Raw genomic sequence first — 23839 nt, 5'->3', positions numbered from 1 at the left:
CTAATCTCTTCGGCTTCCACTTCCCGGATGCGCGGGCAGTGGAGGCATGGGTTTCCATCCGGTGTCCGAGAGGATCGTGCGTGATTCGCGCCATCCGCGCCACAGTGCGCCGGAGCCCTTGAGGGTGCGTTCCACCAGGACCAGGCGGGCTATTTCCTTGAGGAAAGTCAGCGCCGTCCCGGCAGCGAAACCGGCCCTGTTGTACTTGCCGTACGCCTTCAGGTAGTGCGCCACGTGTCCCCGGTTGCGCATCACGTAGCGCCGGCTAAGGTCGGAGGAATCGTTAAGGTGGCGCAGTCCCAAGTCCACCTGCCGCTGGGCACGGACCTTCTTGATGACGAAGGCGTTGACGTACACCACCGGCGTCCGCTGTGCCGCGAGCCAGCCGTAGATGAGGTCGTCCCAGGTGATGAAGAACCGCGGGTCCGGAAGGCCAATCTCACGGGCCACGGAGGCCTTGACCAACATGCCCTCAAAATTCCCCACGTTGGTGCGGAACACGTCCGAATGCTTGAACACGTCCCGGGACACCGGCAGGAAAACGCCCAGCGATTCCACGAAATGGTGCTGCCAGAAGAAGGGATTGCCGTTGGCGTCGTACCGGCGGCCGATCATGCATGAATACTCCGGCGTGAATTTCTCCAGGGCGTCCACGGCGCCGGGAAGGACCTCGACGTCGTCGTCCATCAGCCACAGCCACTCGGCACCCGACTCGAGCGCGAGTTGTACGCCGTGAAAAAATCCGCCGGCGCCGCCCACGTTCCGGTCCAGCTTCTCATACCGGATGGGCGGACCACCGGCAGACATCGCCTGCGCCACGACGTCGGCGGTGTGGTCGGTGCTCGCGTTATCCACCACCAGGACCTGTGCGGGAGCGCTGCCTGGACCGGTGAAGGAGCGGAGCAGGTTGCGCAGGAACTCGGCACGGTTGAACGTGACGACGACGGCGTACAGGTTGTCCACGGCGGCCTAGCTCCTGGCGGACATCAGTTCCGCGGGCGAGCCGAAGCCCTTGCCGCGGAAGCCGGTGGAGTAAGCGCCGAACCAGTGTGCGAGGCCCTTGAAGTCACCGGTCTTCAGGAAGTAGTACGGGAAACCGACGATGTCGGCGCTGAACCAGCGCAGGTTGCGGTATTTCCGGGTCAGGTAGCCGCGGTTGCGGAAGTAGCAGTAGCGCTTGAAGTCGCCCTCCGGGATGACGGGGGTGATGAAGCCGCCGAACACCGGCTTCATCTCGGTCCACGTGGCGGGGTGCTGCACGGCGACGGTGGCCAAGGTGCCGTATTTCAGGCCTGCCTTCTTCACCCGGGACAGGAAGTCCACCTCATCCCCACGGATGAAGAACTTTACGTCGGGTATGCCGATCTTGTAGAAGACCTCGGTCCGGATCAGCGCGCCGTTGAAGAAGTGCACCATGTCCGGGAGGTAGCCCATGGGAGCGAGCCGGGACCTGTCGTTGGTCAGCAGGCCATTGATGCGGAAATTGAAGGAGAGCCGGTTGGGGTCTGCGGTCGCGGCAACCAGCGGGCTGATGATGTCCAGCTGGTGCTCGTCGGCGGTGCGGAGCAGTTCGGCAAGGCAGCTGGCGTCCTCCGGGTGGCCGTCGTCGTCCATCATCCAGATCCAGTCCGCGCCGCTGGCCATGGCGGCAAGGATGGCGTAGGCGAACCCGCCGGCGCCGCCGAGGTTGGCTTCGGAGCGCAGGTAGTTGATGTTGTCAGCGCCCATGGCGTTGACGACGTCGGTGGCCGGGACGGTACCGGAGTCCACCAGGGCGATGGAATGGATGGGAGCGGTTTGGGCGGCCAGGCCTTGCAGGAGCAGGGCCAGCTCCTCGTGGCGGTCGAAGGTGACGGCGGCTACGGCGACTTTGGGCTGCATGTCAGTCTTCCGGAGCGGCGTCGGGGTTGCCCGCAACACTGGCGTCCGGTGCACCGGCGTTGTCGGCGTGCGGTTCTTCCTCTGCCATCGGGATTTCTCCGAGCCCCAGGACACCGGGGACGTGCTCGCGCAACCGGTCGAGGCTGACCGCCCCGTTGCGGACCACGCGGAGGACGGGGCCGGTGGCGTCCACGATGGTTGACGGGACGCCGGCGTCACCTTCCAGTGGACGCGGGCCGCCTTCCAGGTACACCTCGACGGAGTCGGCCAGCTGTTCGCGCGCCGCTGCCGCCGTTTGCGCCGGTGCCTGGCCGGTGCGGTTGGCAGAGGAGACGGCGAGCGGGCCCGTCAGGGTCAGCAGCTCCAGGGCTACCTCGTCAGCAGGCATGCGCAGCGCCACGGTTCCCTTGGTCTCGCCGAGGTCCCAGTCGAGCGAGGGCTGGGCGTGCAGGATCAGGGTGAGGCCGCCGGGCCAAAAGGCTTCGGCGAGCTTGCGCGCGTCAGCTGACACGTCCGTGGCCAGGCCGTCCAGTGCGTTGATACGCGGAATCAGGACCGGCGGCGGCATGGTCCTGCTCCGGCCCTTTGATACCAGCAGCATGGTGACAGCATGCGGCGAGAATGCGTCCGCGCCGATCCCGTAGACGGTGTCCGTGGGCAGAACCACGCACTTCTTTTCGCTGATGGCACGCTGGGCGTGTTCCAGGCCCTGTGCCCGCTCGTCGTCGATGGTGCAGTTGTAGGTTGTGGTCACTGGCCCATTCTTTCATTCCGTGTGGCCTGGTCCGCGAGCACAGCGCTGGTGGCGCGCTCCTTGCCGTTGAGGTCCAGGTGCGTATTGATGCTTGTCCAGGCGCCGGTCCGGTCGAGCATGGCGGCAATCCAGCCTGCCTGGACTTCAGCGTGTTCCATGACGAAGTAGCCCCCGGGACGCAGGAGCCGGGCAGCCGAGGCCGCTGCCGCCGTCGGGAGTTCCATGCCGTCCGCTCCCCCGCCGTACAACGCCTCGGGCGGGTCATGCAGGGCCACTTCGGGTTCATTGGGGGTGGCGGCGGCCGGGATGTATGGCGGGTTGGAGATCACGACGTCGACTGTTCCGTTGAGTTCCGGCAGCGCGTTGCGCAGGTCCCCCAGGACGAGGTTGACGCCGAGGGGCGCCAGGTTCTTCGCCGCCCAGGCGTGCGCAAACGGGCTGAACTCTACCGCGTGCACGTCGGCACCGGGCACCTCGTGCGCGACGGAGCCGGCGATGGCGCCCGAGCCGGTGCCCAGGTCCACGATCCGGGGCGCCTGCATGCCCTTGACGTGGTCGATGGCCAGCTGGACCACGGATTCGGTTTCCGGCCGGGGAATGAACACGCCGGGACCGACCGCCAGCTCAAGGTAGCGGAAGTGCGCCACCCCGGTGATGTGCTGCAACGGAATGCGGCGGACGCGTTCAGCCACCAGCTCGGCATAGCCCGCGGGCGCAGCCGCATCGCCGAGCATCAGGGCGCGGAGGCGTCCCAGCCCGACATTGAGGAGGTGGTCCGCCAGCAACTCCGCGTCGGCCCGGGGGCTGGGGACACCGGCCTCGGCCAGGCGTTCCGCGGCCTCTCGTACGGCTGCGGCCAGGGACTGGGCAGGGGCCGTCTCGGTGGGCTCACTCATGGTTGGCTTCCGGTCAGTCGCCGATGGCGTCCAGCCGCGCCTGCTCGTCCATCTCGATGGCGGACTGGATGACCGGTTCGAGGTCGCCGTTCATCACCTGGTCCAGGTTGTACGCCTTGTAGCCGGTGCGGTGGTCCGCGATCCGGTTTTCCGGGTAGTTGTAGGTGCGGATGCGCTCGGAGCGGTCCATGGTGCGGATCTGCGACTTGCGCTGGGCCGAGTTCTCGGCGTCGATCTGCTCCTGCTGGTGCGCCAGGATGCGCGCCCGGAGCACGCGCATGCCGGCTTCGCGGTTCTGCAGCTGGGACTTCTCGTTCTGCATGGCCACCACGATGCCGGTGGGAAGGTGCGTAATGCGGACGGCCGAGTCCGTGGTGTTGACGGACTGGCCGCCGGGACCGGAGGAACGGTAGACGTCGATCTTGAGGTCGTTCTGGTTGATCTCGAGCTCTTCGGGCTCATCGACCTCAGGCAGGACCAGGACGCCGGCAGCGGAGGTGTGGATGCGGCCCTGGGATTCGGTCACGGGCACGCGTTGGACGCGGTGTACGCCGCCTTCGAATTTGAGCCGGGCGTAGACGCCTTCGGCGGGGTCGTTGGAGTTCCCCTTGACCGCTACCTGGACGTCCTTGTAGCCGCCAAGGTCGGATTCCGTGGCGGAGATGATTTCGGTCTTCCAGCCGCGGGATTCGGCGTACCGGGTGTACATGCGCAGCAGGTCGCCGGCGAACAGGGCGGCCTCATCGCCGCCTTCGCCGCCCTTGACTTCAAGGATCACGTTGCGGGCGTCGTCGGGGTCGCGCGGAATCAGGAGGCGCCGCAGCTTGGCGGCAGCGGTCTCGAGCGAGGCTTCCAGTTCCGGCACCTCGGCAGCGAATTCGGGGTCCTCGGCAGCCATTTCCTTGGCAGCGGCGAGATCGTCCCTGAGCCCCTCCCACCGGTGGTAGGCCTCCACGATGCCATTAAGCTGAGCCGACCGCCGCCCCAGCTTCCGGGCAAGCCGCTGGTCAGCATAAACAGCAGGATCCCCCAGCTGCGCCTGGATAGCGTCATGCTCATCAAGCAGGCCCTGTACGGACTCAAACATATTTCAAAACCTTTCGTTCTGCGACCCAGTTTAATCAGGTGCAGGGATCCGGTCCCAACAGCAGCCCGGGCAAATGGTGAGCCGTGCACCCGACGCGCGGGTTTTCCGCCCCGGGAGTGGCCCGTAAGGGCCGGGCCGAGGGACCCGACGCGAGCTTGCGAGCGTTGGGAAGGCCCCTGCCCGCTGTCGGAGCGTTGTAGCTGACGTACGCAGTACGTCAACTGCAACGCGAAGGGGCGGGGGCGGAACATCCGCGCGGCAACCACCGCACGAACGCACCAGCACCCGCCCCTAACTCAGCTACTTGTCGTTATCCGACTTCGCACCAAGCGTCGTCTTCTGGACCTGCATGAGGAACTCAACGTTGCTCTGGGTTTCCCGGATCTTGTTGGTGAGCAGTTCAAGGCTCTGCTGGGTCTCGAGTCCGGAGAGGACGCGGCGCAGCTTCCACATGATCTTGACTTCTTCGGGCGAGAGCAGGTTCTCCTCGCGCCGCGTGCCGGAGGCGTTCACGTCAACGGCGGGGAAGATGCGCTTGTCTGCCAACTGGCGGGACAGGCGCAGTTCCATGTTGCCGGTGCCCTTGAACTCTTCGAAGATGACCTCGTCCATCTTGGAGCCGGTCTCGACGAGCGCGGTGGCCAGGATGGTGAGCGAGCCGCCGTTTTCGATGTTGCGGGCGGCACCGAAGAAGCGCTTGGGCGGGTAGAGGGCGGCAGAGTCGACGCCACCGGACAGGATGCGGCCGGAGGCCGGTGCTGCCAGGTTGTAGGCGCGGCCCAGGCGGGTCATGGAGTCCAGGAGGACCACCACGTCCATGCCCATTTCCACGAGGCGCTTGGCGCGTTCGATGGAGAGTTCGGCCACGGTGGTGTGGTCGTCGGCGGGACGGTCGAAGGTGGAGGCGATGACCTCGCCCTTGACGGTGCGCTGCATATCCGTCACTTCTTCAGGACGTTCGTCAACGAGCACCATCATGAGGTGGACCTCAGGGTTGTTGGTGGTGATGGCGTTGGCGATGGACTGCAGGATGAGCGTCTTTCCGGCCTTGGGCGGGGAGACGATCAGGCCGCGCTGGCCCTTACCGATCGGGGCCACGAGGTCGATGACGCGGGGACCGATCTTCTTGGGGTCGGTCTCGAGGCGCAGTCGCTCGGACGGGTAGAGCGGCACCAGCTTGGCGAACTCGACGCGGTCCTTGAGTTCTTCGGCGGTCTTGCCGTTGACGGAGGTGACGCGGACCAGGGCGTTGAACTTCTGGCGGTTGGACTGCTGGTTGCGGTCTTCGCCTTCGCGGGGGGCGCGGATTGCGCCGACGACGGCGTCACCCTTGCGCAGGTTGTACTTCTTGACCTGGGCGAGTGAGACGTAGACGTCGTTGGGGCCGGGCAGGTAGCCGGACGTGCGGATGAACGCGTAGTTCTCCAGGACGTCCAGGATGCCGGCGACCGGAAGCAGGACGTCGTCCTCGGTGACCTCGACGTCGTCGACGTCGGGTCCCTGGTTGCGCCCGCGGCGGCGGTCGTTGCGGTCGCGGAAGCGGTCGTTGCGCGAGTTGTCGCGGTCCTGGCCGCCGGAGCGGTCGTTGCGGTCATTCCGGTCCCGGCGGTTCCGGCGGTTCCGGCGGCTGCCGCCGTCGGTGTCGTCGTTGTCGCGGTTGTTGTCGCGGTTGCCGTCACGCTGGCCGGCGTCGCGGCTGCCTGCGTTGTCCCGGCCGCCGTCGGAATCCCGGGCGGTGGTGTCGCGGCCGCCGCGGGTGCGGCCGCCGTCACGGCGCTCGGTGCGCTGGCCGGCGTCGCCGGACTCGGCTGCGGGGGTTTCGGTGCGCTGCTCGCCTGCCCGCTGTTCCGTGGCCGGCTGCTCTGCCGGGGTTTCCACCGGAGCCTCCTGGACGGAGGCTGCAGCGGCCTCGCTGCGACGGCGGTTGCGGGTTCGGGGCTGGCGGCGCTCCGAGGCGCCTTCCGTGCCCTCGGTGGCTTCTGCGGACACCGCAGACGGCGCTTCGGCGGCCGGTGCAGCAGCGGTCTCGACGACGGGAGCCGCGGCTGCCGGGGCAACCACACCGTCACTGACCGCGCGGCGGCTGCGGCCGCGGCCACGGGCGCGGCTGCCTTCTGCGGCGGGGGCCTCGGCGGCGGGGGCTTCCGTAGCCGCCGGGGCCTCGACGCTCTCCGGTGCCTTGACGGTTGCCTTGGCAGGAGCCTTGGCGGTGAGGGTTCCGGCACGGTGGGCGGAAATGGCCGAGACCAGGTCCCCCTTGCGCATGCGGGAGCCGCCGGAGATGCCGAGCTGGCTGGCCAGGGCCTGCAACTGGGCGAGCTTGAGGCCTGCAAGGCCGCTGCTCTTGGCGGGTGCAGCCGATGATTCGGCAGCAGAAGATGTGTGGTCCACAGCTGGTGACAGCTCAGTGGTTTCGGTCACGAAGGATCCTTCCCCCTCGACGGCGTCCAGACGAGGAGCTGGACGCGATGATTTGATCTGGGCCGCAGTTCAGATCTGCAGCCGGGATTTTTCGGCCTTGCCGGTTGGATTTCGGCCAGCAGGGCCGGATACTGATTCACCTTGCGCTGCACTCTTGGAGCAACGCCGGGCTGACGGTTCAGGGGCAGTTGGATGCTGCAATTTCCTGCGACAGACCAAGCAGGCGGCACCGGAATACATTCACAGTCGGTAGATCAAAACAGCAACTGAATGCACGAGCAGATCAGATAGGCGGAATTACCGCCGGTGCATGTCCACCTTAGCACCTTCAACGTCCACTGCGAGCTTCAGTACGCGCCAGCCAATATCCGGCGTGTTGTTTGCGGTGAAGGACTCGATGAAGGCCAGGGCATCCCCTGCCTGGGCCGCGCCGTTTGCCAGCACCAGGACGGTGGGACCGGCGCCGGAGACAACCGCGGCGTAGCCGGCTTTGCGCAGGGCGCCGATCAGCGCCGCACTGGGCCGCATGGCCTCTGCGCGGTAGCTCTGGTGCAGGTAGTCTTCGGTGCCCGGCAACAGGAATTCGGGTTTTTGGGTGAGCGCGTGGATCAGCAGTGCTGCACGGCCGGAATTCATCGCGGCGGCGTGGTGTCCCACGGACGCCGGGAGCAGGGCCCGCGCGGCCTCCGTGGAGAGTTCGAAGTCCGGTACGGCGACGATGGGAATGACGTCCCCGGCCACGGTGGCACTGGTGCTGCTGTACTGCTCACTGTCCTGCCACGACAGCGCCAGTCCGCCGAATATGGCGGGTGCGACGTTGTCCGGATGGCCTTCCAGTTCGCTGGTGAGCTGGAGGATCCAGTCCTTTCCGCGCCGGCTGCCGGCAGGCACCATGGCGTTGGCGGCAGTGACGGCGGCCACCACGGCAGAGGCGGAGGACCCGAGCCCGCGCCCGTGCGGGTTGACGTTCTCGGCGGTTACCTTCAGGCCGCCGTGGCGGTAACCCAGCCGCTCGAACGCCGCATCCATGGCGCGGATGACCAGGTGGCTGGCATCGCGGGGCAGCGTGTCGGCGCCCTCGCCGCGGAGCTCGAACAGGAGTTCGTCGGTGTCCAGGCTTTCCACGGTGAGGGTGTCGTGCAGGGCCAGGGCAAGCCCCAGGCTGTCGTACCCGGGGCCCAGGTTGGCCGACGTCGCGGGGACGCGGACGGTGACCCTCTGGCCGGGCTCAATGAGGTGCAGCCCGACGGCGGCCTGCGAGGTGGCGTCCAAGGCTACTTTTCTTCCAGTCCCAGCTCAGCGGCCACGGTGACGACGTCGTTGGGCACCTTGACCGGCTGCACGTCGCTGCCGTCCTCGGTGCGGAGGGCCCACTGCGGGTCCTTGAGGCCGTGCCCGGTGACGGTGATGACGATGGTCTTCCCGCCGGGAACTTCGCCTGCGGCGTGCTTCTTGAGCAGGCCCGCCACGCCGGCTGCGGAGCCGGGCTCGACGAAGACGCCTTCCTTGGCGGACAGCCAGCGGTGGGCGTGCAGGATTTCCTCGTCCGTCACGGCGTCGATGAGGCCGCCGGACTCGTCGCGTGCGCCGACGGCACCGTCCCAGGATGCGGGGTTGCCGATGCGGATGGCAGTGGCGATGGTGTCCGGCTCGGTGATCGGGTGTCCGGCGACGAAGGGTGCGGCTCCGGCGGCCTGGAAGCCCCACATGGCAGGCGTCTTGGTGGAGACGGCGGGCAGCGTCCCGGCGGTCTCCGACTCAAACGGTGCGGAGTACTCCTTGTAGCCCTTCCAGTAGGCGGTGATGTTGCCGGCGTTGCCCACTGGCAGGACGTGGATGTCCGGGGCGTCGCCCAGGGCGTCCACCACTTCGAAGGCGCCGGTCTTCTGGCCCTGGATGCGGGCAGGGTTGACGGAGTTGACCAGGAAGACAGGGTAGGACTCCCCCAGCTTGCGGGCGATGTCCAGGCAGTTGTCGAAGTTGCCGTCAACCTGCAGCAAGGTGGCGCCGTGCGCGATGGCCTGGCTGAGCTTGCCCATGGAGATCTTGCCTTCGGGCACCAGGACGGCGCACTTCAGCCCGGCGGCGGTGGCGTAGGCGGCAGCGGAAGCCGAAGTGTTGCCGGTGGAGGCGCACACCACGGCCTTGGCGCCGGAAGCCACTGCGGCCGTCATGGCCATGGTCATGCCGCGGTCCTTGAAGGATCCGGTGGGGTTCATCCCCTCCACCTTCAGGTAGACCTGGGAGCCGGTGAGTTCGGAGAGCTTCTGCGCGTGCACCAGCGGGGTGCCGCCCTCGCCCAGGGTGATGACCCTGGTGGACTCCGTCACGGGCAGACGGTCAGCGTATTCGCGGATGACGCCGCGCCATTGGTGAGCCACTTAGACTCCTTCTACCCGCAGAACGGATGTAACTGAATTGATGACGTCCAGGCCCTTCACGGCCTCGACGGTGGCTGCGAGGGCAGCCTCTGACGCGCGGTGGGTGACGATCCGCAGCTCGGCCGACTCCACGTTGGATTCGGCGTCGCGGTGGATGGTTTGCCGCATGATTTCGATGGATACGCCGTGCTCGGCAAAGAGCTGGGCGATCCGGGCCAGCACGCCTGGCTGGTCCGCGACGTCCAGCCCGATGTAGTAGCTGGTGGTCGCGGCCTCGATGGGCAGCGCCGGGACATGGCCGGTGGTGGTCTCGGTGCGCTGCGGTCCGCCCAGGACCAGTCGCCGTGCAGCGGAAACGAGGTCTCCCATCACGGCGGACGCGGTGGGGGTACCGCCGGCGCCCTGGCCGTAGAACATCAGCTCGCCGGCGTTTTCGGCCTCGATGAAGACGGCGTTGAAGGCGCCGCGGACGGCCGCCAGCGGATGTTCGCGCGGCAGCAGGGTGGGGTGGACGCGGACGGACACGCCTTCCTTGCCGTCCGCACCGGTCAGTTTCTCCGCGATGGCCAGCAGCTTGATCACGAAGCCGGCGTCTTTGGCCGCGGCGATATCCGAAGCTGTGACGGCGGAAATGCCTTCACAGTGGACGTTCTCCAGGGCAAACCGGGTGTGGAACGACAGGGACGCCAGGATGGCGGCCTTCGCCGCGGCGTCGTGCCCTTCGACGTCGGCGGTGGGGTCCGCTTCGGCGTAGCCGAGGCGCTGGGCTTCGGCGAGGGCGTCCGCGAACTGGGCGCCGGTGCTGTCCATCTGGTCGAGGATGAAGTTGGTGGTGCCGTTGACGATACCCAGCACCCGGGTGATCCGGTCGCCGGAGAGGCTGTCGCGGATGGGTCGGAGGATCGGGATGGCTCCGGCGACGGCGGCTTCGTAGGAGAGCTGGACGCCGGCTTTGTCTGCCTCTTCGTAGAGCGTGGGGCCATCCTGCGCCAGGAGTGCCTTGTTGCCGGTCACCACGCAGGCACCGTTCTGCAGCGCGGAGAGGATCAGCGTACGCGCCGGTTCGATGCCGCCCATCAGTTCAATCACCAGGTCCGCGTCCTTGACCAGGGTCCCGGCGTCGGTGGTGAAGAGTTCCTGGGGCAGTTCGACGTCGCGGTGGCCGTTGACGTTGCGCACGGCGATCCCGCTGAGCTGGAGTCGTGCCCCGGCACGGGCGGCAAGGGCATCGGCGTCCTCAAGCAGGATCCGCGCAACCTGGGCCCCAACGTTGCCACAGCCCAGCAGGGCCACTTTCAGGGTTCGCATTTCCGTCATTCAGGCTCCCATGTCGCGGTTCAAAAGATCTTCTTCGGTTTCCCCGCGGACAATCAGCCGGGCAGATCCGTCGCGCACCGCGACAACGCCCGGCCGGGCCAGATAGTTGTAGTTGCTCGAGAGGGCCCAGCAGTAGGCGCCGGTCCCCGGTACGGCAAGCAGATCACCGGCTGCCACGTCCCCGGGCAGATATACATCTCTAACAACTATGTCGCCGCTCTCGCAATGTTTGCCCACCACGCGGGACAACTGCGGGGCCGCGCCGGAGGTGCGGGAGGCCAGGACAGCCGAATAATCCGCGTCGTACAGCACCGGGCGGGCGTTATCGCTCATGCCGCCGTCCACCGAAACATACCGGCGCGGATACGTAACGTTGTTGCCGGCGTCACCGCCGGCCCCGGAGGGAGCGTCCACGCGAACGGTCTTGAGCGTACCCACCTCGTACAGGGTGAAGGTGGTGCTGCCCACGATGGCGCGCCCGGGTTCGATCGAGATCCGCGGCGCGTCGATGCCCAGCTCGGCGCAGGTTGAACGCACGACGGCGGCCATCGCCGTCGCGATCTCCGCTGCGGGGCGGGGGGTGTCCACCGGCGTGTAGGCGATCCCGTAACCGCCCCCGAGGTCGAGTTCCGGCATGGTGATGGAGTATTTCCCCTGCATGGCCGCCAGGAAGCGCAGCAGTTTTTCGGCAGCCAGCGCGAAGCCATCGGGTTCGAAGATCTGCGACCCGATGTGGCAGTGCAGGCCCAGCAACTCGATGCCGGGGTGGGCTGACGCCGCGGCAACTGCTTCTTCGGCTGCGGAGACGCCTGCTTCCGCGGTGGTGTCCGCTGCCATCGAGAGGCCGAACTTCTGGTCCTCGTGCGCGGTGGCGATGAACTCGTGCGTGTGGGCGTGCACGCCGGGCGTCAGCCGAAGCATGACCTTGGCCTGTTCGCCGCGGGCCTGCGCGATGGCCCCGACGCGGACCAGCTCGTCAAGGCTGTCCACCACGATGCGGCCGAGCTTCATGTCCAGCGCGCGGTGGATCTCGTCATCGGATTTATTGTTTCCGTGCAGTGCCACCCGTTCGCCGGGAATTCCGGCGCGTGCAGCGACCGCCAGTTCTCCGCCCGATGCGGTGTCCAGGCGCAGCCCTTCCTCCTCGACCCACTTCACCACTGCGGTGCACAGGAAGGACTTCCCTGCGTAGTAGACGTCCACGCCGCCGCAAATATCGGCAAAGGCGGCGTCGAAAGAGTCCTTGAAGGCCCGGGCGCGGGAACGGAAATCGGCCTCGTCCATGACGAACAGCGGCGTCCCGAACTGCTCCTTCAGGGCGTGGACGTCCACTCCGCCCACGGTGAGGGCGCCGGCGCCGTTCCGGACCACGCTGCCGGCCCACATGGGCTGGTGGAGCGCGTTCAGGTCGGCCGGGACCTGCAGCCACTCGGGGGCCAGCGGGGATGCGGTGCTTGAGGATACCGTCACGGTGCTCACATCCGTTCCGGCGCCGAAACGCCCAGCAGGTCAAGTCCGTTGGCGAGCACCTGGCTGGTGGCGTCGTTGAGCCACAGCCGCGTGCGGTTGAGGTCGGTGACCGGTTCGTCACCCATGGGCGCAATCCGGCACGCGTCATACCACCGGTGGTAGGCCCCGGCGATGGCTTCGAGGTGCCGTGCCACGCGGTGCGGTTCACGCAGTTCCGCGGCCTTGGCCACGATGGACGGGTAGCTGCCCAGGTAGGAGAGCAGTTCGTTTTCCGTGGCGTGGTCCAGCAGCGAGGCCTCGAAGCTGTCGCGGCCGTCCACTTGGCGTTCCACGCCGGCGGCCACCGCATTGCGCGCGGCGCCGCGGGAACGGGCGTGGGCGTACTGGACGTAGAACACCGGGTTCTCGTTGCTGTGCTTCTTGAGCAGCTCGGGGTCCAGGGTCAGCGGGGAATCGGCCGGGAACCGGGCCAGCGAGTAGCGGACCGCGTCCTTGCCCAGCCACTCGATCAGGTCCTTGAGCTCGATGATGTTGCCCGCGCGCTTGGACAGCTTGGCTCCGTTGACGGAGACCAGCTGGCCGATCAGGACCTCGATGTTCACCTCGGGGTCATCACCGGCAGCGGCGGCGATCGCCTTCAGCCGGTTGATGTAACCGTGGTGGTCGGCGCCGAGCAGGTAGATCTTCTCGGTGAAGCCGCGGTCCTTCTTGGACAGGTAGTAGGCGGCGTCGGCGGCGAAGTAGGTGGGCTCGCCGTTGGCGCGGACCATCACCCGGTCCTTGTCGTCGCCAAAGTCCGTGGTCCGCAGCCAGACCGCACCGCCGTCGTCGAACACGTGGCCCTGTTCGCGCAGGCGTGCCACGGCACTCTCGATCGCGCCGGCGTCGTGCAGCTCCTGCTCGGAGAAGAAGACGTCGAACTCGACGCCGAAGTCCGCCAGCGTCGCTTTGATGTCCTTCATCTGGGCTTCGTAGGCCGCAGCACGGATGACGGGCAGCGCGGCTACCTCGGTGAGCTCGCGGATGTCCGGGTGCGCGGTGAGGACCTCGTGGCCGAGATCGGCGATGTACTGCCCGGGGTAGCCACCGTCTGGCACCGGGAGGCCATGCAGCCGGTTGTAGACGGAGTGCGCAAAGGTGTTCATCTGCGACCCGGCATCGTTGATGTAGTACTCGGCCGTGACATCGGCCCCGGAGGCCCGCAGCACGCGCGCGATGGCATCCCCGAGCGCTGCCCAGCGGGTGTGGCCGATGTGCAGCGGCCCGGTGGGATTCGCGGAGACGAACTCCATGTTGACGGTGTGCCCGGCGAGCGCGGTGTTGGTGCCGTAGCTCCGGCCTGCTTCGACAATGGCCTTGGCCAGGGCACCGGCTGCCGCGGCGTCAACGGTGATGTTCAGGAAGCCCGGGCCGGCGATATCCACCGCGGAAACACCATTGATGGACTTCAGCCGGGTACTGAGGATGGCAGCGAATTCACGCGGGTTGGTCCCCGCCGGCTTGGCGAGCTGGAGGGCGATGTTGGTGGCCCAGTCGCCGTGGTCCCTGTTCTTGGGTCGCTCCACGCGCACCTCAGCAGGAATTGCTGATTCCGCAAGGGCGATTTCGCCGGCGGCGACGGCGTCCTTGAGGCAGGCGGATATGGCGAGGGAAAGTTCTTCGGGAGTCACCCCCCTAGCCTACCGGGGGCCAGTGACAGCAAAGAATTTAACGCCGGCCGGAGCCCCCGGGTGAACCTTTCGGGCAGATCCGGCGTTGTCCAGAGCGTAGCCACTGCCGCACGGCATGACCTCCGAGTGAAACGAGAGCCTTCATGAGACCCTCCACCCGCACAAGCCCGTCCGTACCCGCAAGCCCGCCGGCAGCGGGCGGCGCCCTCCGCCGGACCCTCTACGCCGGAATCGCCGGCTTGTCACTGGCCGGAACCGTGGCGGGCTGCGCACCCTCGGCGGCCGAAGCCCCGCCGGCCACCAACGGCGCCGCCGGAAACAGCTCCGCCGCGGCATCGGGCGGCTCCACCGCATTGGCCGGCAGCGGTGGCAGCTACAAGGACGGCACCTACAGCGCGGACGGCAACTACGTTTCCCCCAACGGCACGGAAACGGTCGGCGTGCAGTTGACCCTGGCCGCGGGAAAAGTCACCGACGTGCAGATCACCCAGCACCCGTCCAACCCGAATACCCGCAAGTTCCAGGGCGAGTTCGCCGGCGGCATCGCGGCGCAGGTGGTGGGCAAGAACCTCGACGAACTCAATGTGTCCAAGGTCGCCGGCTCGTCCCTGACCAGCGGAGGCTTCAACCAGGCCGTGGGCAAGATCAAGTCGGAGGCGCAGTAGGCGGTGTCCGGAACGGACTGGGAGGGCTTTGCGTTCCAGGGGATCGGCACCGACTGGGAGATCTCCACTCCCCTGCCCTTGACGGCGGCGCTGCGGGAGAGCCTCCTGGACCGCATTGAAGGGTTCGACGCCGCGTGGTCCAGGTTCAGGGCCGACTCGCTGGTGGCGGCGATGGCACGCGCACCGGGGCGCTATCGGTTTCCCGACGAGGCCGCAGCGCTCGGCCCGCTGTATTCCACACTGTACGGTTTGACCGGTGGCGCCATGACGCCGCTGATCGGCGGCAGCCTGGAACGGCTGGGTTACGATCCCGCCTACTCGCTCCGGCCGGCAGGTCCGCCACTCCCCGCGCCCGCCTGGGAGTCGGTCCTCAGCTGGTCCGGGACCAGCCTGACGGCCAGCGAGCCGGTGGTGCTGGACATCGGCGCCGCCGGCAAGGGTTTGTTGGTGGACCTGCTGGCCGCCGAACTGGAAGGCGCCGGCGCCGGATCCTTCATCATTGATGCCAGCGGCGACCTGCTGGTCCGCGGCCCGGACCCCGTCAGTGTTGCCCTCGAACACCCCTACAACCCGGCCCAGGCCATCGGCGTCGTGGAGCTGGCCGGGCGGGCCCTGTGTGCTTCCGCGGCCAACCGGCGTGCCTGGGGCGACGGACTGCACCACGTGCTCGACGGAACAACCGGACAGCCGGTCCGGACCGCCGTCGCCACCTGGGCACTGGCGGACACCGCGGTGCTGGCCGATGCTCTGGCGACGGCGCTTTTCTTCGTTCCGGGCGGCACGCTTGAGGATGAGTTCGAGTTTTCCTGGCTGACCGTTTTTTCCGACGGCAGCGCAGCCTATTCAGCCGCCTTCGAAGGGACACTGTTCGCATGAAGCCCGTGGAAACACCGCAAGCAGGCCCGCTTCCCTCCCTGGCCGGCCGGGTGGGTTCTGCCGTGGGCAAGCTCACCATGTACCGGCTGATCCTGCTGGTCCTGGCCGCCCTTGCGGCCTACAGCCTGCTGCTCGACGTGCTGGGCTGGTTGACGTTCGGCATTCCGGAGATGCTGGCGCACCTGGCCCTGTGCCTGGGACTGACCTACGCCACCAACCGTGGACTGGCAGCGGTCTTCCGGGTGAACCCCCATTCGGAGTCTTCGCTGATCACGGGGCTCCTCTTGTACTTCCTGTTCTGGCCGTCCCTGCAACCGATGGATCTCGCAGGGGTGGCGCTGGCGTGCGTGCTGGCGTCGGCGTCGAAATATGCCTTGGCATGGCGGGGGCGGCACATCTTCAATCCCGCCGCGGCAGGTGCTTTCGTCACCGGGCTCACCGGGATGAACATCGCCACCTGGTGGGCCGCCACCCCCGCCATGCTGTGGCTGGTGGTTCCCGGCGTGCTGCTGGTCCTGTACCGGACCCGCAAGGTGCTGATGGCATCGGTGTTCACCGTGGTGGCCACCGCCATCATCACGGGTGAACTGATCCGTGCGGGCATGACCGCCGGCATGGCCGTTTACCAGGCCCTGGCCCAGCGGCCGGTGCTGTTCTTCGTGGGATTCATGCTCACCGAACCCTTGACCCTGCCTCCGCGGCGTTGGCAGCAACTGTCCCTGGCCGCCGTGGTGGGGATCCTGTTTGCCGTCCCCTACAACCTGGGAACTTTTGCGAATTCGCCGGAAGCGGCCCTCCTGGCCGGCAACCTCCTGGCCTTCCTGGCGGGCCAGCGCGGCGCGGTGAAGCTGCGGCTCGCCGGCACCCGGCCGCTCACTCCCAGCACTACGGAGTTCTCATTTGTTCCGTCCCGGCCGGTCCGGTTCGTGCCCGGGCAATACATGGAACTGGATCTTCCGCACGGGAAGCGTGACGGCAAGGGGCGGCGCCGGGTGTTCAGCCTGACGGGTTCTCCGCGCGACCGGTTAGTCCGGTTCGGGGTGCGGACCGCCGGGCCGCTGTCCGGGGCCAAGAAGGCGTTGTTGGACCTGCGCCCGGGCGATGAAGTCACGGCTACGTCCGTGGGTGGCGATTTCGTCCTTCCCCGCGACCCCCACAGGCCCGTGCTCCTGGTCGCGGCGGCCATCGGTATCACCCCGTTCGTATCGCATCTGTCCGCCGGAGGACTGCGGGACCGGGATGCCGTGCTCCTGCTGCTGGCCCGGAGCGCGGACGAGGTGGCGTATGCGGACGAACTCCGCAACTCGGGCGTCAGGGTCCTGGTGCGGGTGGCCGATGGTTCCGGGCCGCCGTCGGGACTGGCTCCGGCGTTCCCCGGGCCTGAAGGTGCCGCTTCGGAGGGTGCCGGCGCCCACACACCGGGCCACAGGCTGGACGCAGGGATGCTGACCGCGCTGGTCCCGGATATCGCGGGCCGGGAGGTCTATGTGTCCGGGTCCCCGGCGAGCGTTGCCGCGCTGCGCCGCGAAGCCCGCCGGGCGGGGGCGCGCCGCGTCCACACCGACTCCTTTTCGGGCTACTGAACAGGCACCGCGGCCGGCCCCAAGCGTGCCGCCAAGGACGGTTTTCCCTTGCGGGCCACCTTCCTGCTAAGCTCTAGGACGTCCCGCCGGCAACGGCAGGAAGTCCGGATTGCCCTCGTAGCTCAGGGGATAGAGCGTCTGCCTCCGGAGCAGAAGGTCGTAGGTTCGAATCCTATCGAGGGCACCACAGGAAAACCCCGCCGCTTCACTGAAGCGGCGGGGTTTTTGGTTTTCGCGTCATTAAAAACTCAGTGCGGCCTCATCCGGTGTGGCCAGCGTCAGCACGGCTTCCTCGACCGATTCGTGGTCCTCCAGTTCGCGCTCGATCCGGCGCAGGGCCACCGCCACTTCGTGCTCAGGGTGGTCGCCCTGCAAGTCCACGGCGGCAACAAGGTACAGCTTCCGGGGCCCGACGAACTCGAGGTGCAGGTACGTGAGCCTGGCGATGTCCTGGTGCTCCAGCATCCGCCGTGCCATGGACCGTTCGATGTCCGGGGTGACGCCTTGGCCCACGAGGAAGCGCCGGTTGCGGTCGATCAGCAGGACGGCGACGACGGCGAGCAGCACCCCCACGACGATCGAACCGATGGCATCGGGCAGCGGCGAGCCGGTGACTTGGTGCAGGAACACGCCCACGAAGGCCACGACGAGTCCGATCAGCGCGGCCGCATCCTCCGCGAACACGGCGCGCAGGGTGGGGTCGGAGCTGATGAGGACCTGCTCCAGGGTGTGCCGTTCCAGCTCGTGGGCCGCCTTGCGGGTTTCCCGGAAGGCCTGGATGAACGAAATCCCCTCAAATACAAAGGCGACGGCCAGGACCACGTACGCCACCATGAAGTCTGCGGCAGGCTCGGGCTGAATAATCTCCTGGATGCCGTGCATGATGGAAACCACCGCGCCGGCGGTGAAAAGCCCAAACGCTGCGAACATCGACCACACGTACGCTTCCCGCCCGTAACCCATGGGATGGCCCTTGTCGCGGGGCCGGGCGGACCGCCGCTCCGCGAAGAACAGGAATACCTGGTTTCCGGTGTCCGCCCAGGAATGCGCTGCCTCCGCAGCCATCGAGGCCGATCCGGAGAGGACGGCCGCCACCGATTTGGCCGCCGCCACGAGGATATTGGCCGCGAACGCGATGATGACCGTCAGCAGCGTTGAACTGGACTTGGATCGCTCTTCGGTTTGCGCCATGGGCCTACCGTACCCAACCGCACGGCTTCCGGGCGCCGGCACGGCCCATCAAGTCCGGGTACCGTGCCTACGGCCGATTGTCAGTGCCCGCTCGTAGTCTGAAAAGACCTAACTGAGGGGGTACGCCATGCATGTTCCGTTCTGTTCCATCGTTCCGCCCTACCTGTTGCGGCGGCTGGCCCGGGAGGCCGCACCGCAATACTCCGCCGCGGCGAGCGCCGCCAGGAAAGCCCTGGGACACGTCGAATCGTTCCAGGCAGCCCGCGCCCAGGGGGTGGCCACCCCAACGGCCGGGTTGCGCCAGGCACCGCCGGAACCGGTGGCGCGCAGCATTTACGACGCCGGAGGTACCGAAACACTGCCTGGCACCTTGGTCCGCGCGGAAGGTACCGCTCCGTCCGGCGACGCCGCAGCGGACGAGGCCTATGACGGGCTGGGACATACGCACCGCTTGTATGCCGAGGCCTTTGGACGGGACTCAGTGGACGGCCGCGGAATGAAGCTCGATGCCACGGTGCATTTTGGCAAGCTCTACGACAACGCTTTTTGGAACGGCAGCCAGATGGTCTTTGGTGACGGGGACGGCGAGGTATTCGAACGCTTCACCAAATCCGTCAGTGTCATCGGGCACGAACTTGCCCACGGGGTCACCCAGTACTCTGCCGGGCTCGCCTACCGGAACCAGGCGGGCGCCTTGAACGAATCGCTGTCCGACGTCTTCGGCGCGCTCGTTGAGCAGTTCGTCAGGAAACAGTCGGCCGCCGAGGCAAGCTGGCTGATCGGCGAAGGCCTCTTTACGCCCCAGGTGCGGGGGGCAGCGCTCCGCTCCATGAAAGCGCCCGGAACAGCGTACGACGACGACGTGCTCGGCAAGGATCCACAGCCGGACTCGATGGATTCCTACGTCCGGACCAGCGCGGACAACGGTGGTGTCCACATCAACTCCGGCATCCCCAACCGCGCCTTCTACCTGGTGGCCAGCGCACTCGGAGGCAACGCATGGGAGGCGCCGGGCCGGATCTGGTACGAGACACTGACCAACGGCGCGCTGCCTGCGGCGGCCACGTTCACCGTCTTTGCCCGTGCCACGGTGCGCGGGGCCGTGGACCTGTTCGGCGCCGGAACCAAGGAACATGACGCCGTCCGCGGCGCGTGGGAAACTGTGAGGGTCAAGGTTTAGCCACTGTTCCGGCGCGCCGTCCTCCGGCCGCCGGAACGTCCGAAAGCCCGGGGGCCTGCAATGAAGATCAAGGTGGAGCGCAGCGGCGGGCTCGCGGCTGCCACCAGGGTGTGGACCGTCGACGCCCGGACGGACAGCGACCTCAGCCAATGGCAGCCCATTCTTGAGGCTTGCCCGTGGGATACCGTTCCCAGCACCAGGCGGGCGGCGGCCGCCGCCATCGAGTCGCCGCAGCCGGACCGCTTCATCTACGCCATCACTGCCGGCCGGCGCAGGGCGGCCCTTCCGGAACAGGCCCTCACCGGTCCCTGGCGGATCCTGGTGGACACAGCACGGGCTGCGGCGGAGGAGTCCGGTGGCGGCGCCGGCGCACGTGCCGCGGACAGTCCGGAAGAGCCCGCCTGACCGCCGGGCTGCGGGCCGGCCCCGGCCGATCGCTCCGCCACGCAGCAGTAGACTGTCTGCAGCCATGACTTTTCATATTTCCTATCCCGCCGAGCTGCCGGTTTCCGAGCGCCGCGAGGACCTGATGGCAGCGATCGCCGCCAACCAGGTGACCATTATCGCCGGCGAGACCGGCTCCGGAAAAACCACCCAGATCCCCAAGATGTGCCTGGAACTGGGGTTGGGCGAGAAGGGCCTGATCGGGCACACGCAGCCCCGCCGGCTGGCCGCGCGCACCGTGGCCGAGCGCATCGCAGAGGAACTGGGCGTGGAGATCGGCCAGGAGGTCGGCTTCCAGGTGCGGTTCACCGGCGAAGTCAGCAAGGACACCAAGGTCAAGCTGATGACCGACGGCATCCTCCTCGCCGAGATCCAGCGGGACAGGCTGCTGCGCAAGTACAGCACCATCATCATTGATGAGGCCCACGAGCGAAGCCTGAACATCGACTTCATCCTGGGCTACCTCAAGCGGGTCCTCCCGCAGCGGCCGGACCTGAAGGTCATCATCACCTCGGCCACCATCGATCCTGAACGGTTTGCCAACCACTTCGGCAGTGCGGACGCACCGGCTCCCATCATCGAAGTCTCCGGCCGCACGTACCCCGTGGAAGTCCGATACCGTCCGTTGTCGCAGCCGAAATCCGATGAGGACGACGCCTCGGACGACGAACTTGAGGAAGACCGCGATCCCCTGGATGCTGTCTGCGACGCCGTCGACGAACTCGCGGCGGAGGCTCCCGGGGACATCCTGGTGTTCTTTTCCGGGGAGCGTGAAATCCGTGACGCAGCGGAGGCGCTGCAGCCACGCATCCAGGCCAACCGCAGGCTGGCCAACACCGAGATCCTCCCCCTGTTTGCCCGCCTGAGCCTGCAGGAGCAGCACAAAGTGTTCCACCCGGGCAGCAAGCGCCGGATCATCCTGGCCACCAACGTGGCCGAAACATCGCTGACGGTTCCAGGCATCAAGTACGTGGTGGATACGGGAACTGCCCGTATCTCCCGCTATTCGCACCGCACCAAGGTCCAGCGCCTCCCCATCGAGCGTGTCTCGCAAGCGTCAGCGAACCAGCGCTCCGGCCGGTGCGGACGCGTGTCCGACGGCATCGCCATCCGCCTCTACTCCGAGGAAGACTTCGAGTCCCGGCCGAAGTTCACGGATCCGGAGATCCTCCGGACCAACCTCGCCGCCGTGATCCTGCAAATGACGGCCATGGGCGTGGCCAAGAGCCCCAAGGACGTTGAGGACTTCCCGTTCGTCGAGCCCCCGGAGACGCGGGCCATCAACGACGGCGTCACCCTCCTGCGCGAACTCGGCGCACTGGCCCCGGCCAGGCCGCAGCACGCATCCGGCACCCCGGAGGCCGGCACCAAGGGCGGGGCCAGGGGCAGCGGCCTCACCGCCGTCGGGCAAAAACTCGCCCAGCTGCCGGTGGACCCCCGCCTCGGCCGGATGATCGTGGAAGCCGGGAAACGCGGCTGTGTCCGCGAAGTCATGGTCCTGGCCGCCGCCCTCACCATCCAGGACCCGCGGGAGCGGCCCACGGACAAACAGCAGCTGGCAGCGGAAAAGCACAACCGCTTCCGCGATGAGAATTCCGACTTCACCGGCTTCCTGAACCTCTGGAACTACCTGCAGGAGAAGCAGCAGGAGCTGTCCTCGTCGGCGTTCCGCCGCCTGTGCCGCGCCGAGTTCATCAACTACCTTCGGGTCCGTGAATGGCAGGACCTCTTTGCCCAGCTGCGCCAGCTCGCCCGGCCGCTGGGCATCACCCTGGACAACAAGCGCCTCACGGATCCGGTGGGCAACCATGACGGCATCCACATCAGCCTGCTTTCCGGGCTCCTGAGCCACATCGGAATCCTGGACGAACGCAAACGCGAGTACGCCGGCGCCCGCGGCAGCCGGTTCGCCATTTTCCCGGGCTCAGCGCTGTTCAAGAAGTCCCCCACGTTCGTGATGGCGGCGGAGCTGGTGGAGACCAGCCGGCTGTGGGCCAGGGTGGCAGCGAAGTTTGATCCGGTCTGGGCAGAGCAGGTGGCGCCGGACCTGGTGAAGCGCAGCTACAGCGAACCGCATTGGTCCACCAAGCAGGGCGCCGTCATGGCGTACGAAAAGGTCACCCTTTACGGCGTGCCCATCATCGCCCAGCGGCGGATCAACTACGGCCGCGTTGACCCGGTGGTGGCCAGGGAGCTGTTCATCCGGCACGCACTGGTGGAGGGCGACTGGCGCACCCACCACAAGTTCTTCCACCGCAACCGGGCACTGCTGCATGAGGTCGAGGAACTCGAGGCGCGCATGCGGCGCCGGGACCTGATGGTGGACGATGAGACGCTGTTCGATTTCTATGACGCCCGGATCGGCGCCGACGTGGTGTCCGAGCGCCATTTCGACAAATGGTGGAAGGACGCCCGGCGCGATAACCCGGACCTCTTGGACTACGACAAGTCGCTGCTGCTCAGCGACGATGCCGAGGACCTGGACGAGTCCGCCTATCCGAAGACCTGGCTGCACAAGGGCTTCGAACTCCCGTTGACGTACGAGTTCCATCCGGTGGCCCCGGGCGGATTGCCCGACCCCTCCGACGGTGTCACGGCCGAGGTGCCTGTCCTGTTCTTGAACCAGCTCGACGATGCTCCCTTCCGCTGGCTCATCCCGGGCCAGCGGGTGGAGCTGGTGACTGCCCTGATCAAGTCGCTGCCCAAGCAGGTCCGGAAGAATTTTGTTCCGGCCCCTGACGTTGCCCGCCAGGCGGTGGCGCTCCTCGAAGCGGACTTCGACCCCGCCACGGATGAGCTGGAGCCGTCGCTGGAGCTGGCACTGCGGCGCCTCCGCGGCGCGGTCATCCCGCCCGGCTCCTGGAACTGGGATTCCGTGCCAACGCACCTGCGCGTCAGCTTCAAGGTGGTGGACAGCAAGGGCAAGGTCCTCGGCGAGGGCAAGGACCTTGCCGCCTTGCAGGAGCAGCTGGCACCGGCAACGCGGCGTGCCATTGCCGAATCGCTCGGCGCCACTCCCGCGACCACAGCGCCAGGCGGTACAGGCCCTGCGCAGCGCCGGGGCGGCAAGGCGTCCGACGACGGCCCGGCGGCCCGGCAGCAGGCCCCAGGAGTGCCGGGGCAGCACGCCGCGGCCGGGTTCGTGGAGCAGGACGGCTTGACGGAGTGGAGTTTCGGCGCGATCGAGCGCCAGGTCAGCAGCATGGTCAAAGGCCACACCGTCACCGGCTATCCGGCGCTCGTGGACCAGGGCCAGTCTGTTTCCCTCCGCGTCTTCCAAACCCCGGAGGAACAGCTCGAGGCGATGCGCGGCGGCGTCATCAGGCTGCTGGCCCTGCGCGTTCCAGCCCCGGACCGCTACGTCCTGGAGCACCTGAGCAACACGGAGAAGCTCACCTTCAGCCAGAACCCGCACGGTTCGGTCTCGGCCCTGATCGCTGACTGCGCGCTGGCGGCCATCGACAAGCTCACGCCGGTGGACCTGCCATGGGACCGCACGGCCTTCGATTCACTGTATGAGGTGGTCCGCGCCGAACTGATCGATACGGTGTTTACCGTGACCGCGGTGGTCGAACGCATCCTGGCGAGCACCCGCCGGATTGAGAAACAGCTCAAAGGCACTACCAGCCTGGCCTTGATCAGCGCGTTGAACGACGTCAGGAGCCAGCTGGAACAGCTGGTCTACCCGGGTTTTGTAGCACGCACGGGTTACGCCCAGCTGAGCCAGCTGCCGCGGTACCTGGCCGCAATCGAAAAGCGGCTGGAGCGGCTGCCGGGGAACGTCCAGCGCGACGCCGTCAATATGGCCGTGATCCAGCGGCTCGAAGACGACTACGACGACGCCGTCTCGGCGCTGCTGCCCGGCCGCCGCGCCGGCCGGGAGTTAACCCAGGTGCGCTGGATGCTCGAGGAGCTTCGGGTGAGCCTGTTCGCCGTCGAGCTGGGAACCGCGTATTCGGTGTCCGAGAAACGCATCCGCGCGGTGCTCAACAAGGCGCTCGCACCGGCCTGACGACGCCCGTC

Annotated in this window: 18 protein-coding genes and 1 tRNA gene; 7 read left to right on the top strand and 12 right to left on the bottom strand. The window is 67.3% G+C overall.

Translation table 11 applies throughout. The features are described 5' to 3' along the window. The 11 genes from AC4EEO_RS06645 to argS all read right to left on the bottom strand — a co-directional run bounded on the left by AC4EEO_RS06645 (position 1) and on the right by argS (position 13877). On the bottom strand, positions 1-963 hold the full coding sequence (locus tag AC4EEO_RS06645; RefSeq protein ID WP_491340135.1) for a glycosyltransferase: 963 nt from the start codon (positions 961-963) through the stop codon (positions 1-3). A 6-nt stretch (positions 964-969) separates the two neighbouring features. Continuing rightward, the gene (locus AC4EEO_RS06640) at positions 970-1881 is read right to left on the bottom strand and encodes a glycosyltransferase (protein ID WP_491330145.1); all 912 of its coding nucleotides are present in this window, start codon (positions 1879-1881) and stop codon (positions 970-972) included. Position 1882: 1 nt separating this feature from the next. Further along, complete coding sequence (locus tag AC4EEO_RS06635; protein WP_018760129.1) at positions 1883-2635, bottom strand: L-threonylcarbamoyladenylate synthase; 753 nt, start codon at positions 2633-2635, stop codon at positions 1883-1885. Continuing rightward, positions 2632-3531, bottom strand: a complete 900-nt coding sequence (gene prmC / locus AC4EEO_RS06630) for a peptide chain release factor N(5)-glutamine methyltransferase (protein WP_491340134.1) — start codon at positions 3529-3531, stop codon at positions 2632-2634. The genes AC4EEO_RS06635 and prmC overlap by 4 nt, the downstream gene beginning before the upstream one ends. Before the next feature lie 13 nt (positions 3532-3544). Beyond that, positions 3545-4618, bottom strand: coding sequence for a peptide chain release factor 1 (gene prfA, locus AC4EEO_RS06625; RefSeq protein ID WP_018760131.1), 1074 nt, complete (start codon positions 4616-4618; stop codon positions 3545-3547). A gap of 300 nt (positions 4619-4918) precedes the next feature. Next, entirely contained in the window at positions 4919-7039 is a 2121-nt protein-coding gene (gene rho, locus AC4EEO_RS06620; protein WP_491340133.1) for a transcription termination factor Rho, read from the bottom strand. Between the two features lie 297 nt (positions 7040-7336). Further along, the gene (gene thrB / locus AC4EEO_RS06615) at positions 7337-8311 is read right to left on the bottom strand and encodes a homoserine kinase (protein ID WP_491330148.1); all 975 of its coding nucleotides are present in this window, start codon (positions 8309-8311) and stop codon (positions 7337-7339) included. Positions 8312-8313: 2 nt separating this feature from the next. Beyond that, positions 8314-9420 (bottom strand): threonine synthase, encoded by a 1107-nt coding sequence (thrC, locus tag AC4EEO_RS06610; RefSeq protein WP_018760134.1) that lies wholly within the window; start codon positions 9418-9420, stop codon positions 8314-8316. Further along, entirely contained in the window at positions 9421-10737 is a 1317-nt protein-coding gene (locus tag AC4EEO_RS06605) for a homoserine dehydrogenase (protein WP_018760135.1), read from the bottom strand. Further along, entirely contained in the window at positions 10738-12216 is a 1479-nt protein-coding gene (gene lysA, locus AC4EEO_RS06600; RefSeq protein ID WP_491330149.1) for a diaminopimelate decarboxylase, read from the bottom strand. Continuing rightward, positions 12213-13877, bottom strand: a complete 1665-nt coding sequence (argS, locus tag AC4EEO_RS06595; protein ID WP_018760137.1) for an arginine--tRNA ligase — start codon at positions 13875-13877, stop codon at positions 12213-12215. The genes lysA and argS overlap by 4 nt, the downstream gene beginning before the upstream one ends. Before the next feature lie 143 nt (positions 13878-14020). Between argS and AC4EEO_RS06590 the strand changes: the two genes are divergently transcribed. From AC4EEO_RS06590 to AC4EEO_RS06575, 4 genes are all read left to right on the top strand, one after another. Next, a complete protein-coding gene (locus tag AC4EEO_RS06590) occupies positions 14021-14542 on the top strand; it encodes an FMN-binding protein (protein ID WP_231369808.1) in 522 nt (173 codons plus the stop codon). Between the two features lie 3 nt (positions 14543-14545). Further along, on the top strand, positions 14546-15418 hold the full coding sequence (locus AC4EEO_RS06585; RefSeq protein WP_133830909.1) for an FAD:protein FMN transferase: 873 nt from the start codon (positions 14546-14548) through the stop codon (positions 15416-15418). Continuing rightward, positions 15415-17001, top strand: coding sequence for a ferredoxin--NADP reductase (locus tag AC4EEO_RS06580; RefSeq protein ID WP_491340132.1), 1587 nt, complete (start codon positions 15415-15417; stop codon positions 16999-17001). The genes AC4EEO_RS06585 and AC4EEO_RS06580 overlap by 4 nt, the downstream gene beginning before the upstream one ends. Before the next feature lie 111 nt (positions 17002-17112). Beyond that, positions 17113-17188: transfer RNA gene (locus AC4EEO_RS06575), tRNA-Arg, on the top strand. A gap of 53 nt (positions 17189-17241) precedes the next feature. Here AC4EEO_RS06575 and AC4EEO_RS06570 read toward each other — a convergent pair. Then, on the bottom strand, positions 17242-18192 hold the full coding sequence (locus tag AC4EEO_RS06570) for a cation diffusion facilitator family transporter (protein ID WP_491330150.1): 951 nt from the start codon (positions 18190-18192) through the stop codon (positions 17242-17244). Positions 18193-18319: 127 nt separating this feature from the next. On the opposite strand from AC4EEO_RS06570, the gene AC4EEO_RS06565 reads away from it, so the two are divergent. The 3 genes from AC4EEO_RS06565 to hrpA all read left to right on the top strand — a co-directional run bounded on the left by AC4EEO_RS06565 (position 18320) and on the right by hrpA (position 23828). Then, positions 18320-19372 (top strand): M4 family metallopeptidase, encoded by a 1053-nt coding sequence (locus AC4EEO_RS06565; RefSeq protein WP_285319930.1) that lies wholly within the window; start codon positions 18320-18322, stop codon positions 19370-19372. 60 nt (positions 19373-19432) lie between these two features. After that, a complete protein-coding gene (locus AC4EEO_RS06560; RefSeq protein WP_491330151.1) occupies positions 19433-19777 on the top strand; it encodes a protealysin inhibitor emfourin in 345 nt (114 codons plus the stop codon). Positions 19778-19841: 64 nt separating this feature from the next. Further along, positions 19842-23828, top strand: coding sequence for an ATP-dependent RNA helicase HrpA (hrpA, locus tag AC4EEO_RS06555; RefSeq protein ID WP_491330152.1), 3987 nt, complete (start codon positions 19842-19844; stop codon positions 23826-23828). The last annotated feature ends 11 nt before the right edge of the window (positions 23829-23839 follow it).

This window comes from Pseudarthrobacter sp. MOO13 (assembly GCF_058267655.1).
Note: the sequence above shows the minus strand (reverse complement) of the source record. Positions and strands in the feature narration are given on the sequence as shown.

What these genes read in the sequence shown, in the direction of transcription:
- AC4EEO_RS06640 (WP_491330145.1), bottom strand. Translation starts at nt 1,881, where the DNA reads ATGCAGCCCAAAGTCGCCGTAGCCGCCGTCACCTTCGACCGCCACGAG.
- prmC (WP_491340134.1), bottom strand. Translation starts at nt 3,531, where the DNA reads ATGAGTGAGCCCACCGAGACGGCCCCTGCCCAGTCCCTGGCCGCAGCC.
- prfA (WP_018760131.1), bottom strand. Translation starts at nt 4,618, where the DNA reads ATGTTTGAGTCCGTACAGGGCCTGCTTGATGAGCATGACGCTATCCAG.
- AC4EEO_RS06605 (WP_018760135.1), bottom strand. Translation starts at nt 10,737, where the DNA reads ATGACGGAAATGCGAACCCTGAAAGTGGCCCTGCTGGGCTGTGGCAAC.
- AC4EEO_RS06590 (WP_231369808.1), top strand. Translation starts at nt 14,021, where the DNA reads ATGAGACCCTCCACCCGCACAAGCCCGTCCGTACCCGCAAGCCCGCCG.
- AC4EEO_RS06580 (WP_491340132.1), top strand. Translation starts at nt 15,415, where the DNA reads ATGAAGCCCGTGGAAACACCGCAAGCAGGCCCGCTTCCCTCCCTGGCC.
- AC4EEO_RS06570 (WP_491330150.1), bottom strand. Translation starts at nt 18,192, where the DNA reads ATGGCGCAAACCGAAGAGCGATCCAAGTCCAGTTCAACGCTGCTGACG.
- AC4EEO_RS06565 (WP_285319930.1), top strand. Translation starts at nt 18,320, where the DNA reads ATGCATGTTCCGTTCTGTTCCATCGTTCCGCCCTACCTGTTGCGGCGG.
- AC4EEO_RS06560 (WP_491330151.1), top strand. Translation starts at nt 19,433, where the DNA reads ATGAAGATCAAGGTGGAGCGCAGCGGCGGGCTCGCGGCTGCCACCAGG.
- hrpA (WP_491330152.1), top strand. Translation starts at nt 19,842, where the DNA reads ATGACTTTTCATATTTCCTATCCCGCCGAGCTGCCGGTTTCCGAGCGC.